This is a genomic window from Achromobacter sp. 18P8.1.1 (assembly GCF_057799415.1).
Genome location: NZ_JBYOKH010000010.1, coordinates 72,391 through 84,544 on the forward strand (window position 1 = coordinate 72,391; position 12,154 = coordinate 84,544).

Sequence of the window (12,154 nt, forward strand, 5' to 3'; positions counted from 1 at the left end):
CGCGCGTGTCCCCGCGACGCCATTAAGTCGTCGCCCGCGCGGAGCCATCGCTAGACCGTTACCTAGCGACCGGTCCTCCGTGCCCGCTCCAAACCCCTGAACGCAGTCGCCGGTGCCCTTGGCATCTGGCTTGTTATCCCCTCTTTCCTCACAAGGACATCCTGGCGTGTCTTGTGCCGCCAGGCCATTGTTATGGCTAGAAAAAAAATAGACTTTCGAGGACAGGCCTTTAAGGATGTCCTGGGCTTTACCTTCCGCCACTGGGGCCTGCAACCCTGGCGCACGCTCGTCATCGTGGTGCTGGCGTTGTTGTCGGCCGTGGCCGATATCCTGACCCCGATGTACGCGGGCCGACTGGTCGACGCCGTCGCGTCCGGTTCAACGGGCGACGCTCTGGCCTGGAGCGCCGCCCTCACGGCCTTCTGGCTGCTGGTGGCGCTGGGCGTGGGCGGCACCTTGCTGCGCCAGGCCGTGTTCCAGAACATCATCACCTTCACGTTGAAGATGATGAACGGCATCGTGTCCAACGCCTTTTACCGGGTGCAGCGCTTTTCCACCGACTGGCACGCCAACAGCTTCGCCGGCTCGACGGTGCGCAAGATCACGCGCGGCATGTGGGCCGTCGACATCCTGAACGACACGCTGCTGGTCGCGCTGCTGCCGTCCGTCGTGATGCTGGTGGGCGCTACGGCCTTGCTGGGCGCGCACTGGCCGCTGATGGGGCTGGTGGTGGGCCTGGGTTCCGTGCTGTACATCGCCGTCACCGCGGCGCTGTCGCTGGGCTTCGTGGCGCCCGCCGCGCGTCTGGGCAATGCCTGGGACACGCGCATGGGCGGCGCGTTGGCGGATGCCGTCAGCTGCAACGCGGTCGTCAAGGCCTTCGGGGCGGAGACCCGCGAAGAAGTCCGGCTGGACCGCGTGGTCAACAAGTGGCGCAACCGCACCCGCCGTACCTGGGTGCGCGCCACGCTGAACGGCGGCATCCAGGGCGCGATGCTGGTGGTGATGCAGGCCGCCATCCTGGGCGCGTCGCTGCTGCTGTGGTCGCGCAACCAGGCGACGGTGGGCGACATCACCTTCACGCTGACGATGTTCTTCGTGCTGCAAGGCTATTTGCGCGACGTGGGCATGCACATCCGCAACCTGCAACGTTCGGTCAACGACATGGAGGAACTGGTGGCGATGGAACGCCAGCCTCTGGGCGTGACCGACCGCGCCGGCGCGGGTGCGATCAAGATCACCGAAGGCGAAATCCGCTTCGAGGACGTGACGTTCCGCTATGGCTCGCACAACACCGCGCTGTACGATAAATTCTCCGCGCGCATCGCGCCCGGGGAACGCGTCGGCCTGGTGGGGCACTCGGGCTCGGGCAAGACCACGTTCATCAAGCTGATCCAGCGCCTGTATGACGTGAACGACGGCCGCATCACCATCGACGGGCAGGACATCGCCCAGGTGAAGCAGGCGTCGCTACGCAGCCAGATCGCCATCGTGCAGCAGGACCCGGTGCTGTTTCACCGCACCCTGGCGGAGAACATCGCCTACGCCAGGCCCGGCGCCACCCAGGCCGATATTGAGCAGGCCGCCCGGCTGGCCAGCGCGCATGATTTCATCATGTCGCTGCCCAAGGGCTACGACACGCTGGTGGGCGAACGCGGCGTGAAGCTCTCGGGCGGTGAGCGCCAGCGCGTGGCGATCGCGCGGGCGTTCCTGGCGGACTCGCCCATTCTGATCCTGGACGAGGCCACCTCCAGCCTGGACAGCGAAAGCGAAGTGCTGATCCAGCAGGCGATGGACCGGCTGATGGAAGGCCGCACCACGCTGGTGGTCGCGCACCGCCTGTCGACCGTGCGCGCCCTGGACCGCCTGCTGGTGATGGACCATGGCCGCATCATCGAAGAAGGCAGCCACGATGCGCTGATCCGTTTGAAGGGCGGCCTGTACCGGCGCCTGTTCGAGCGCCAGGCCCTGGAACTGACCAAGGGCATGACGGCGGCGGAACTGTTGCAGGACGGCGCCACGGCGCCTGCCGCCAAAGAGGAAGACGTGGACGAAGACGCCTACGCCTTCGGCAAGTAACCGGCGCTGAAGTGAAAGAAAAAGGGCCTGGCGCAGCAATGCGTCAGGCCCTTTGTCTATCTGGCCCCGCCTTGTCGCGATGCGTTTCAGGCCGGGCGTTGCGCGAACGTCAGCCGCAAGCCGAAACCGATCAGCGCGGTACCGAAGATCACGCTCTGCACCTTCTGCGCGCGCGGACTGGACGACATCCAGCGCCCCACCGCCCCGCCCGCCAGCGCGCACACCACGTCGAACGCCAAGCCGAGACTGACCAGGATGACGCCCAGCAGCGCGAATTGCGGACCGATTGGCCCATGGTCCGGCGACACGAACTGCGGCAGCAGCACCGAGCAGAACAGCAGGGCCTTGGGATTGAGCACATTGGTCAGCACGCCGGCCATCAACGCGCCACCCAGGCCCGAGCCGCGCGGCGGCGTCTGGCCGGCAGCGTCAAGCACCACGGGCCCGGCCCGCAGCAGCCTCACGCCCAGCCACATCAGATAGATGCCGCCCACGGTGCGCGCGGCATCGAACGCCCACGGGTGGGTCTTGAACAGGGCTGCCAGGCCCAATGCCGCCAATGTCACGTGGGCGGCGCGCGCAATGGCCAGACCGACGGCGACCGCCAACGCCTGCCCCCGGCCCCGCAATACTCCCGTTTCCAACAACAGGATCATGTCGGGCCCAGGCACCACGTACACAATCAACAAGGCCCCAAGAAACATCGCCATATCGGCCATCACCGCGCTCTCCCACGCATTCTTCAAGGCGATCATTCTAGGAAAATCGGGCTGGCATGTGCTTGCGATTCATGCCAATCCGATTACCATGATTGGCATATTCATCTTCTTCATCAATCCATTTATTAAATCTATGCCAAAACGCGACCTGGATGCTTACGACCGGCGCATTCTCGAGGCCTTGCAGCAGAACGGCCGCCTGACCAATGTGGAGCTTGCCGAACAGATCGGCCTGTCGCCCTCGCCCTGCCTGCGCCGCGTGCGCATGCTGGAAGAAGCGGGTGTGATCCAGGGCTACGAGGCCCGGCTGGCGCCGGACGAGGTCGGCCTGGGCCTGACCGTGTTCGTCGGCGTCAAGGTGGAGCGGCACCACGAACGCGATGCCGAACAGTTCCGCAAGGAAGTCAGTGCGCTGCCGGAAGTCATCGCCGCGCACCTGGTATCCGGCGAATCCGACTTCCTGCTGCAGGTCGTAGTGCCCGACCTGCGCGGTTACGAGCGCTTCCTGCTGGGCACACTGCTGAAGCTGCCGGGCGTAAAGGACATCCGCAGCAACTTCGCCATCCAGACGGTCAAACCGCAAAGCCCGCTGCCGCTGGACCATCTGGGCAAGTAACCCGCCCTAGGGCATGGCCGCCGCCGCCCGGTCCACCGCGGCGCGCCGCCGATCGAACCGCGCCTGCGACATCTCCAGGTAACGCTGGACCACCGCCGGCTCGGACGTCTTGGGCGTGCCGCCGGGAAACGGCGGCTTGGGGTCGTATTCGATCTGCAGCTGAATGAGCTTGGCGACGTCGTCGCCGCAAAGCGCCGCCACGACCTTCAGGCCCATGTCGATGCCCGAGGTCACGCCGCCGGCGGTGTAGGTGTTGCCGTCCACGCACAGGCGCTCGTCAGTAGGGATGGCGCCGAAGCGCGACAACAGTTCGCGCGCCCGCCAATGGCTGGACGCCCGCTTGCCGCGCAACAGCCCGGCCGCCCCCAGCAGCAGCGACCCCGTGCAAATACCAAACAGATATTGCGCGTCCTGCCCCTGCTTGCGCGTGAATGCCACCCAATCCGGGTCAACAATGGCATCATCCGTGCCCGGCCCGCCCGGCACGACCAGCAGATCGCAGGGCGGCGCGGACGCCAGCGTCTGAGTGGGCACGAATTGCAATCCGCGATCGCACCGTACCGGATCCCGCGTTTTTGCGACAAAATCCACGGTGAAGCCCGGCGCGTTCGCCAGGACCTCATAGGGGCCGGTCATATCCAGCTGGGTCAGCCCTTCGAATAAGAGAATATTCACATGCATGACGATGCTCCTTCAAGAACGCCAACGCCCAGCATAGGCGGACGCGCCCAGCCCGTTGCGCCACAAATGGCGGAAAACGCGCCACAACGCGTGCTGTTCGTCCTGTTCGACGGCTTTCAGCCGCTGGACCTGGCAGGCCCTTGGCAGGCATTCAGTTCGGCAAACGAAGAGGCGGGAAAGGCGCTGTACCAGTTGAACACGATTGCCGCCGAACGCGTCGTCAGCACCTGGGAGCAAGGGCTGCGCATGCAGGTGGACGGCACCTTCGAAGAAGACGGCGACGCACCGGTCGACATGCTGCTGGTGCCAGGCGGCCCCGGCGTCGACCGCGCCAGCGCGCACGCGGAAACGCGCGCCTGGCTACGCCGCCGCGACGCCGGCGCCGCGCGCACGTGCAGCGTCTGTACCGGTGCGTTCGTCCTGGCCGCGGCGGACCTGCTCAACGGCTTGGCCGTCACCACGCACTGGCGCTCGGCGGACCGGCTGCGCCAGATGTACCCCGCGCTGCGCGTGCAGGACGACCGCATCTTCATCGAAAGCGGCAAGTACTGGACCTCTGCCGGCGTCACCGCAGGCATCGACCTGGCGCTGGCCCTGATCGAACGCGACCATGGCGCGGCACTGTCGCAGCAGGTGGCGCGCCGGCTGGTCGTCTTCATGCGGCGCGACGGCGACCAGCGCCAGTACAGCCAGAGCCTGCGCCTGCAAGACCGGGTCGCCGCACCGTTCCGCGACCTGGTCGAAAAGATTGAAGCGCACTTGTCGGCGCGCTGGTCGGTGGACGACATGGCGGACGCCTGCCATATGTCGCGGCGCACCTTCCAGCGCAAATTCGCGGCGCACTTCGGTGTGGCGCCCACCGAAGTGCTGCGGCGCCTGCGCGAAGAACGGGCCAGCGCGCTGCAAAGCACCGGCAAAATGCCGCGCAAGACCGTCGAGCAGCATGTGGGACCATTACATAAAAGGCCGGAACGGCTTTCCTGACATGCCGATCACCGACAGCCCCTGCCCCGAATGCGGCCATCCCCAAGCCACGCGCACGCAGGGCATGAGCCTGATTGCGGAATGCGCGCATTGCGGCTGGATGGTGGCCACGACCAATCCCAACCACCCCTTCCATGACCGCACGCCCTACACAGTGCGCGCGCGTGCGCAAGGCATCGCGCGCGGCACCGCCATCGCCCGCCTGTCGGCAACCTTGGGCACCGGCGTCCCCGCCGCGCGCGCCATCCTCGACCAGGGCCTGCCCGTGGCGGAAAACGTCTATGCGTACGAGGTGATCCGGCTGCACAAGCTGCTCTGGCCGCAAGGCCTGTCGCTGCAAGTCACGCCGGAATTCACCTGGGAACTGGACGACAGCCTTTAGCCCGCCAGCCCCACGGACATGCCGCCGCACACGTACAGCAGCTGCCCCGTGATGAAGCCCGCGCGCCGGTCCAGGAACAGGGCGACGCTGTGCGCCACCTCTTCCGGCTGCCCGACCCGGCCCACGGGGATGGAGGCTTCCAACGCCAGCGTCTTCGGCTGGCCGGGCGGGTTCGACTGGTTGAACAATTCGGTCGCGATCGGGCCTGGCGCAACGGTGTTCACGGTGATGCCGTCGGCGGCCAGCTCCAGCGCCCAGGTGCGCGTCATGCCGGCCAACCCCGCCTTGGACGCGCCGTACACCGTTCGCCCGCCCTTGCCCAGCGCGGCGCGGCTGCCGATGTTGACCACGCGTCCGTAGCCCGCCTGGCGCATGCCCGGCAACAACGCCTGCAACAGCAGCACGGGCGCCGTGACATTCAAGGCCATCGTGCGCAGCAGGTCTTCCTCGGACACGTCCTCGATGTTGGCGACCTGGATCATCCCCGCGTTGTTGACCAGGTGCAGCACCGGCCGCTCGGCCGCCAGCTCGCGCGCAGCCTCGCGGGTGGCCGCCGCATCGCCCAGGTCGACCGAGCGGAAGGTCTCGCCAGGGAGCAGTTGGTCGGGCGCTCGGCGGCTGAAATTGACGACCTGATAGCCGTCCTGCACCAGGCGTGCCACGATGGCGCGGCCGATGCCCCGGCTGCCGCCGGTGACAAGTGCGATGGGGGTGTTCATTGCGCTGTGATTCCTTTGTCTTTGATGAGTCCGCCCCATTTCTTGCGCTCGTCGCGCTCGAAGGCCGCCAGGTCGTCGCCGAAAAGCGTACCGGGTTTGGCGCCCATGGTGGCGAAATTGGTGGCGATGGCCTGGCTTTGCAGGCCGCTGCGCGCGGCATCGATCAATTGCTTGACCACGGGCGCCGGCGTGTTGCGCGGCGCGTACAGCGCGAACCACGCCGTGACGTCGAACCCGGGCAGACCCGACTCCGCAACGGTGGGCAGGTTCGGCACCGACGGATCGCGCTCGCCGGATGTGACGGCCACCCCGCGCACCAGATTGCCGTCCTTAATCTGCGCCAATGCCCCCGGCAGGTTGTCGAACAGCAGGTCCACCTGGCCGCCCGCCACGGCCGGCAAGGATGCGGACGTGCCCTTGAACGGCACATGCAGCATCGTCACCCCCGCCATCGATTCGAAATACGCGCCCGTCAGATGGACCGACGATCCGATGCCGGGCGAGGCATAGGTCAGCTTCTTGTCGGGCGATTGCTTGGCCGCCTTGATGACGTCGGCCACGGTCTTGTACGGCGATTTGGCGCTGACGGCGATCACGTTGGGGGTCGTGGATACCAGCGCGATCGGTACCAGATCGCGTTCGGGATCGAACGTCATGTTGCTGTAGAGAAACTGGTTGATGGTCTGCGTGCCGATGGTGCCCAGGCCCAGCGTGTAGCCGTCCGCCTTCGCGCGGGCCACGTACGCCATGCCGATGTTGCCGCCCGCGCCCGGCTTGTTTTCCACCAGCACGGTCTGCTTCAAACCCGGTTGCAGCGCATTGGCGATGGCGCGGCCGAAGATGTCCGCGCCGCCGCCCGGCGGATACGGCACGACGACGGTGACGGGGTGTTCGGGATAGCCGGCGGCCTGGGCCGCGGGTAGCGCCACAGCCGCCAGGGCGGCGGCGGTCAGCCAGCGCCGCGCGGCGCGCGGATGCACGAATTGCGTCATGAATTTTGTCTCCTATCGAACTCGCTTATTGCGGGTTTCTTCTTAAGGCTTTCGCGGATACTCAAAGTACGTAAATACGTACTATAGTTATAAAAACATAGAAAACGGATAGGAGACAAGCAAATGAAACGCTGGACGCAACGCCCGGAAGGATCCACCTGGGGCGACTTCGGGCCGGACGACGAACTGGGCCGGCTGAACCTGCTGACGGAAGAAAAGGTGTTGCAGGGGGTGCACGAAGTGCGCGCGGGCAAGGTGTTCTGCCTGTCGCTGCCGCTGGACCTGCCCGGCGGCAACGTGCTGAATCCGCGCCGCCATGCACCCACGCTCAAGCCCACGTTCCGCGAAGGCACGCCCTACCTGAATTTCGCGATGTCGCAGGTGCAGCCCGAGGCGGTCGACGTGCTGTCGGATGACCAGGTCACGCTGTCCATGCAGTACTCCACGCAGTGGGACGGCCTGTGCCACGTAGGCGCCCTCTTCGACATCCAGGGCGACGGCCAGGCCCGCCGCGTCTATTACAACGGCTACGCGGCCGGCGTCGACGTGTTCGGCGGCGCCGATCCCGACACGTCGGGCGACGCTTGCTGCCCGCCAGGCGGCTCGTATGCCCGCAAGCTGAGCATCAGCCGCTACGCCGAAAAAGGCATGCAGGGACGCGGCGTGCTGGTGGACCTGGCGCGCGCGTTCGGCCCCGGCCGCACATTGGTGGGCCACGAACAACTGCAGCGCGCCATGCGCGACCAGAACGTCGTCGTCGAGCCGGGCGACATGCTGGTGCTGCGCACGGGTTTCGCCGAACGCTTGGTGGACATGAACGGCCAGCCCGATCCGCACGTGCTGGAACAGACCGGCGCCGTGCTGGACGGCGCCGACGCGGCGCTGCTGGACTGGATCACCGCCAGCGGGGTCGCCGCCCTGTGCGCGGACAACTACGCCGTGGAGTCCTATCCCGCGCGCACATCCGGCCCCGGCCATTCGATCCTGCCGCTGCATCACCATTGCCTGTTCAAGCTGGGCGTGCCGCTGGCGGAACTCTGGTACCTGAAAGACCTGGCCGATTGGCTGCACTCGCAGGGCCGCAACCGCTTCCTGCTGACCGCTCCGCCCTTGCGCATGCCGGGCGCGGTGGGCTCCCCCGTGACGCCGATCGCCACGGTGTAAGCCATGTTCGTACCGACTTCGACGTTTTCCGGCCACCTCGACGCGCTGGCCGCGCGCCGCCCCGAGGCAAGCCTGCTGATCGACCAGGACCAGCGGATCAGCGCCGCGCAGTTGCGCGCGCAAAGCCGGGCACTGGCCGCGGGGCTCGCCCGCATCGGCGTGCGGCCTGGCCACCGCGTGGCCGTCTGGCTCCCCAACTGCGCGGCCTGGGTGGAATCTTTCCTGGCCTGCGCGCACCTGGGCGCGGTGGTGCTGGCCGTCAACACGCGCTTTCGCGCGCTGGAAGTGGCCGACATCCTGGGCCGCGGGCAAGCGGACTGGCTGGTGTTCTGGCCGGGCTTCAAGGGCATCGACTTCCAGGGCATTCTTGACGGCGTCGACCCCGCTCAATTGACGCGCCTGCAAGGCGTGGTGGCGCTGACCGGGGCAGACGAAGCCACCCCGGCCGCCGTCCCCGGCATACCGGTGCACCGCTATGCGGACCTGCTGGCCGCCGACACCCCGCCGCCCGCCCCGCACGGCAACGCCGGCGTGCTGTGCTTCACCACATCGGGCACCACGTCCAAACCCAAGTTCGTCCTGCATGACCAGCAGACCTTATTGCGCCACGGCGCGGCGGTCGCGCAGGCCTTCGGCTACGACGACGACAGCTGCGTGCTGGCCAGCGCGCCGTTTTGCGGCGCATTCGGCTTTGCGACGCTGGTGGGCGGCCTGGCGCAAGGCGTGCCTGTGGTCTGCGCGCCGGTGTTCAACGCCGCGGAATCGGCCCAGGCCGTCGCCCGCCATGCGGTCACCCATACGTACGCCAACAACGAGGCGCTGGTCGGCATGATGCAGGCCGCCCCGCTTGGCGCCTTCGCCTCGGCGCGCCTGTTCGGCTTCGCCAGTTTCACGCCCGCGCTGGACAACATGCTGGACCTGGCCCGCGAGGCCGGCGTGCCACTGACCGGCCTGTACGGGTCCAGCGAACTGATCGCGCTGGTGGCGGGCCAGCCGCGCGATCCGGCAGACGGCGATGTCTCGGCGCGCCATCAGCCCGGGGGCACGCTGATCTATCCCGACGCCCGCGTACGCGCCCGCGACCCCGAATCCGGGCAGGTGCTGCCGCACGGCCAATCCGGTGAAATCGAAATCCTGTCGCCCAGCCTGATGCAAGGCTATCTGGACAACCCCGAAGCCACGCGCCACGCCGTCACGGACGACGGCTATTTCAAGACGGGCGACCTGGGCTACACGCTGACGCCGCGCCAGTTCGTCTTTCAGACGCGCATGGGCGATTCCCTGCGGCTGTCGGGCTTTCTGGTGAACCCGGTTGAAATCGAGCAAGTGGTCGAGACCCTGCCCGGCGTGCGCGCCTGCCAGGTCGTAGGCGCCACGCGCCAGGGCAAGATCGTGCCATACGCCTTCGTGCTGCTGCACGAGGGCGCCACGGCCGATCCCGACGGCTGGACGGCCGCCTGCAAAGCTGCGATGGCGGGCTTCAAGGCGCCCGCGGGCTTCACCGTGCTGGACGCCTTCCCATCGGTCGAGAGCGCCAACTCGGTCAAGATCCAGAAGCACCGGCTGCGCGACATGGCAGACGCTATGCTCTCGGATCCTTCATCGCCGCCCGCCCCCTGACCATGTCCGCCCGCAAGCTCTTTTCGCACAGCCCCCAGCCGCTTTACCTGCAAGCGGCGGCGCTGTTCCGCAGCCATATCCAGAACCGCACCTGGCGGCCGGGCCAGCAGATCCCGCCGCTGGAATCGCTGATGGAAACCTATGGTATTTCGCGGGCGACCATCCGCCAGGCGTTCGGCCTGCTGGAGCAGGACGGGCTGATCCGGCGCTCGCGCGGGTCGGGCACGTTCGTCAACGCCGAACTGCCGGAAACGCCTACGCTGCTGATCCCCAAGACCTGGGCCGAAACCGTGGAACTGAGCAATCAGCTGGGCACGGTGTCGCTGGTGGAATCCAGCGCCGACTCGCCGCTGCCCGACACGCTGGGCATGCCCTGCGGGGCCGACCGCAGCGGCAGCTTCCAATACCTGCGCCGCGTGCACACCACGGAGGCGGGCCCCTTCTGCTATAGCGAGGTCTTCCTGGAAAGCGGCCTGTTCCGCAAGCATCGCGCCCGCATCCAGAAAAGCACCGTCGCGCCGGTGCTGGACCAGTTCTACGGCGCCCGCATCACCGAGGCCCGCCAGGTGCTGAACGTGATCGAGGCCGGCCAGGAGTCCGCGGAATCCTTGCAGATTCCGGTGTCGTCGCCCGTGGCCGAGTTGCGCCGCTATGCCTGCATCGATGGCCGCGTGGTGTATTTCGCGCGGCTGGAATTCCCGTTCCGCAAAGTGCGGATGGAATTCGACCTGCTGACCCAGCGTTGATCCCCCCGACCCCGACCGCCCAAGGAGCCTACCCCGCCACCACGCCCCCCGTTTCGCGGCCCGACCCAGACCCACATAGAGCGCGGCATCACGCCAATCAAGCGCCAGCAGGTTCCAGACAGATCCGGCACAAGAGGAGACAAACCATGGCTCACGCCAACACGCCCCGGATTTCATCGCATTGCCGCAGCACGCTTACCCGTTTGTTCACCACCACCGCCATTGCCGCGGGCATCGCCGCCGCCCTGGCCGCGCCTGCGCACGCGCAACCTGCCGCCGTCTCTGACGACGTCGTCCGGCTGGGCCTGATCCTGGACATGAGCGGCGTCTACGCCGACGTGACGGGCAAAGGCAGCGCCACCGCCGCCGAAATGGCGATCGCCGACTTCGGCGGCACGGTGCTGGGCAAGAAGATCGACCTGATGGTGGTGGACCACCAGAACAAGGCCGACATCGCCGCCGCCAAGGCGCGCGAATGGTACGACACCCAGAAGGTGGACGCGATCATGGACGTGGCGGGCTCGGCGCCCGCGCTCGCCGTGCTGGAAGTGGCCCGCGAAAAGAAGAAGATCGTCGTCTTCAGCGGCCCCGGCACCGAACGCATCACGAACGATTTGTGCTCGCCCTATTCCGTGCACTACACCTACGACACCTGGTCGCTGGCCAACACCACCGCGCGCGCCACCGTGGAGAAAGGCGGCAAGACCTGGTACTTCCTGACGGCGGACTACGCTTTCGGCCACACGCTGCAGGCCTCCGCCACCGAAGTCGTCAAGGCCAATGGCGGCACCGTGCTCGGCGCCTCGCGCCATCCGCTGGGATCCAGCGATTTCGCGTCCTACCTGCTTCAGGCCCAGGCCAGCAAAGCCCAAGTCGTCGGGCTGGCGAACGCGGGCGGCGACACCGTGAACGCCATCAAGGCCGCCAGCGAATTCGGCCTGACCAAGGGCGGCCAGAAAATGGCCGGCTTGCTCTTGTACATCAACGACATCCACGCCATCGGCCTGGAAGCCGCCGCCGGCCTGACCCTGACCGAGGCCTTCTACTGGGACATGAACGACCAGACCCGCGCCTGGTCGCAGCGCTACTACGACAAGCTCAAGAAGATGCCCAACATGAGCCAGGCGGGCACGTATTCGTCGGTGATGCACTACCTGAAGGCCGTGCAGGCAGCCGGCACCGACGAACCCGTGGCCGTCATGAAGCAGATGAAGTCCCTGCCCATCAACGACTTCTTCGCCACCAACGGCCGCATCCGCGAAGACGGCCGCATGGTGCACGACATGTACCTGTTCGAAGTCAAGCAGCCGTCTGAATCCAAACGGCCGTGGGACTACTACAAGCTGGTGGCGACGCTACCCGGCGACCAGGCGTTCATGCCCCTGTCGAAGTCTACCTGCCCGCTGGTGAAGAAGTAGGCGGCAGGCCAAGTGCGGGCGGTCGTGACCGCCC

At 66.9% G+C, this 12,154-nt stretch carries 12 protein-coding genes; 8 read left to right on the forward strand and 4 right to left on the reverse strand.

Going from position 1 to position 12,154, the window contains the following annotated elements:
• Positions 1 to 192 precede the first annotated feature (192 nt).
• A complete protein-coding gene (locus AC27VE_RS09180) occupies positions 193 to 2,079 on the forward strand; it encodes an ABC transporter ATP-binding protein (protein ID WP_488703665.1) in 1,887 nt (628 codons plus the stop codon).
• Between the two features lie 86 nt (positions 2,080 to 2,165).
• Here AC27VE_RS09180 and AC27VE_RS09185 read toward each other — a convergent pair whose 3' ends face one another.
• Complete coding sequence (locus AC27VE_RS09185; RefSeq protein WP_454676602.1) at positions 2,166 to 2,834, reverse strand: LysE family translocator; 669 nt, start codon at positions 2,832 to 2,834, stop codon at positions 2,166 to 2,168.
• 97 nt (positions 2,835 to 2,931) lie between these two features.
• On the opposite strand from AC27VE_RS09185, the gene AC27VE_RS09190 reads away from it, so the two are divergent.
• Positions 2,932 to 3,414 (forward strand): Lrp/AsnC family transcriptional regulator, encoded by a 483-nt coding sequence (locus AC27VE_RS09190; protein ID WP_006224133.1) that lies wholly within the window; start codon positions 2,932 to 2,934, stop codon positions 3,412 to 3,414.
• A gap of 6 nt (positions 3,415 to 3,420) precedes the next feature.
• Here AC27VE_RS09190 and AC27VE_RS09195 read toward each other — a convergent pair whose 3' ends face one another.
• Complete coding sequence (locus AC27VE_RS09195; RefSeq protein WP_088588473.1) at positions 3,421 to 4,095, reverse strand: DJ-1/PfpI family protein; 675 nt, start codon at positions 4,093 to 4,095, stop codon at positions 3,421 to 3,423.
• Positions 4,096 to 4,161: 66 nt separating this feature from the next.
• On the opposite strand from AC27VE_RS09195, the gene AC27VE_RS09200 reads away from it, so the two are divergent.
• A complete protein-coding gene (locus AC27VE_RS09200; RefSeq protein ID WP_427957535.1) occupies positions 4,162 to 5,079 on the forward strand; it encodes a GlxA family transcriptional regulator in 918 nt (305 codons plus the stop codon).
• Position 5,080: 1 nt separating this feature from the next.
• Positions 5,081 to 5,461, forward strand: a complete 381-nt coding sequence (locus tag AC27VE_RS09205) for a zinc ribbon domain-containing protein (RefSeq protein ID WP_280029413.1) — start codon at positions 5,081 to 5,083, stop codon at positions 5,459 to 5,461.
• On the opposite strand, the gene AC27VE_RS09210 is transcribed toward AC27VE_RS09205, so the two are convergent.
• Positions 5,458 to 6,180, reverse strand: a complete 723-nt coding sequence (locus AC27VE_RS09210) for an SDR family oxidoreductase (protein WP_006224137.1) — start codon at positions 6,178 to 6,180, stop codon at positions 5,458 to 5,460. The genes AC27VE_RS09205 and AC27VE_RS09210 overlap by 4 nt on opposite strands.
• A complete protein-coding gene (locus AC27VE_RS09215) occupies positions 6,177 to 7,172 on the reverse strand; it encodes a Bug family tripartite tricarboxylate transporter substrate binding protein (protein WP_488703666.1) in 996 nt (331 codons plus the stop codon). The genes AC27VE_RS09210 and AC27VE_RS09215 overlap by 4 nt, the downstream gene beginning before the upstream one ends.
• A 123-nt stretch (positions 7,173 to 7,295) precedes the next feature.
• Here AC27VE_RS09215 and AC27VE_RS09220 point away from each other — a divergent pair, with 123 nt between their 5' ends.
• From AC27VE_RS09220 to AC27VE_RS09235, 4 genes are all read left to right on the forward strand, one after another.
• Complete coding sequence (locus AC27VE_RS09220; protein WP_488703667.1) at positions 7,296 to 8,336, forward strand: cyclase family protein; 1,041 nt, start codon at positions 7,296 to 7,298, stop codon at positions 8,334 to 8,336.
• Positions 8,337 to 8,339: 3 nt separating this feature from the next.
• Positions 8,340 to 9,956 carry an AMP-binding protein gene (locus AC27VE_RS09225; protein WP_488703668.1) on the forward strand — a complete coding sequence of 539 codons (1,617 nt, stop codon included), beginning with the start codon at positions 8,340 to 8,342 and terminating at the stop codon, positions 9,954 to 9,956.
• 2 nt (positions 9,957 to 9,958) lie between these two features.
• Positions 9,959 to 10,702: a GntR family transcriptional regulator gene (locus AC27VE_RS09230; protein WP_280029415.1), complete on the forward strand. Its 744-nt coding sequence runs from the start codon at positions 9,959 to 9,961 to the stop codon at positions 10,700 to 10,702.
• Between the two features lie 146 nt (positions 10,703 to 10,848).
• A complete protein-coding gene (locus tag AC27VE_RS09235; protein WP_488703669.1) occupies positions 10,849 to 12,120 on the forward strand; it encodes an ABC transporter substrate-binding protein in 1,272 nt (423 codons plus the stop codon).
• The last annotated feature ends 34 nt before the right edge of the window (positions 12,121 to 12,154 follow it).

Bases quoted from the DNA above. Each gene is read 5' to 3' on its own strand.
- AC27VE_RS09190 (WP_006224133.1), top strand. From the start codon at position 2,932: ATGCCAAAACGCGACCTGGATGCTTACGACCGGCGCATTCTCGAGGCC.
- AC27VE_RS09195 (WP_088588473.1), bottom strand. From the start codon at position 4,095: ATGCATGTGAATATTCTCTTATTCGAAGGGCTGACCCAGCTGGATATG.
- AC27VE_RS09180 (WP_488703665.1), top strand. From the start codon at position 193: ATGGCTAGAAAAAAAATAGACTTTCGAGGACAGGCCTTTAAGGATGTC.
- AC27VE_RS09200 (WP_427957535.1), top strand. From the start codon at position 4,162: ATGGCGGAAAACGCGCCACAACGCGTGCTGTTCGTCCTGTTCGACGGC.
- AC27VE_RS09225 (WP_488703668.1), top strand. From the start codon at position 8,340: ATGTTCGTACCGACTTCGACGTTTTCCGGCCACCTCGACGCGCTGGCC.
- AC27VE_RS09235 (WP_488703669.1), top strand. From the start codon at position 10,849: ATGGCTCACGCCAACACGCCCCGGATTTCATCGCATTGCCGCAGCACG.
- AC27VE_RS09220 (WP_488703667.1), top strand. From the start codon at position 7,296: ATGAAACGCTGGACGCAACGCCCGGAAGGATCCACCTGGGGCGACTTC.
- AC27VE_RS09215 (WP_488703666.1), bottom strand. From the start codon at position 7,172: ATGACGCAATTCGTGCATCCGCGCGCCGCGCGGCGCTGGCTGACCGCC.
- AC27VE_RS09185 (WP_454676602.1), bottom strand. From the start codon at position 2,834: ATGATCGCCTTGAAGAATGCGTGGGAGAGCGCGGTGATGGCCGATATG.
- AC27VE_RS09230 (WP_280029415.1), top strand. From the start codon at position 9,959: ATGTCCGCCCGCAAGCTCTTTTCGCACAGCCCCCAGCCGCTTTACCTG.
- AC27VE_RS09210 (WP_006224137.1), bottom strand. From the start codon at position 6,180: ATGAACACCCCCATCGCACTTGTCACCGGCGGCAGCCGGGGCATCGGC.
- AC27VE_RS09205 (WP_280029413.1), top strand. From the start codon at position 5,081: ATGCCGATCACCGACAGCCCCTGCCCCGAATGCGGCCATCCCCAAGCC.